Annotated in this window: 1 protein-coding gene; it reads right to left on the minus strand. The window is 70.8% G+C overall.

Annotated elements, in window-relative coordinates:
- Window positions 1-372, minus strand: a 372-nt coding sequence (locus tag AC559T_RS17160) for a thiamine pyrophosphate-dependent enzyme (RefSeq protein ID WP_498869388.1), incomplete at its 3' end; no start/stop codon positions are given.
- Window positions 373-397 lie beyond the last annotated feature (25 nt).

A 397-nucleotide genomic window follows, 5' to 3' on the forward strand; every position in this document is an offset into this window, starting at 1 on the left:
CACGCTGACCACGCAGACCAGCGGGAGGTTCAGTCGGGCGGCCGTCTCCAGCTCGGCGATGTGGAACTGGAAGGAGGAGTCCCCGGTGATGAGCATGACGGGCCGTTTCCCGCCGTCCGCCACCGAGGCGCCGACGGCGTAGGGGAGCCCGGTCCCGAGGTGGCCGAAGTTCTGGTTCCAGATCACGTCGTGCGGCTTGGCCTGGGAGTACGTCCAGCCGAAAATGGTGATCGCGCCGCCGTCGCGCACCATGATTCCGTCGGCGGGAAAGGCCTTGGTGGCCTCGACGATGAGCCGGGCGGGGTGCACGGGCGACAGGCCGGCCGGGGCCGTCTCCGCCAGTTCCGCCAACCGGGCTGCCTCCTGCGTCACCCAGGCCTCAAGCCGGGGGGACGCG

Origin of the sequence: Frankia sp. Hr75.2 (assembly GCF_949319125.1) — a bacterium.
Classification (GTDB): Bacteria; Actinomycetota; Actinomycetes; order Frankiales; family Frankiaceae; genus Parafrankia; species Parafrankia soli.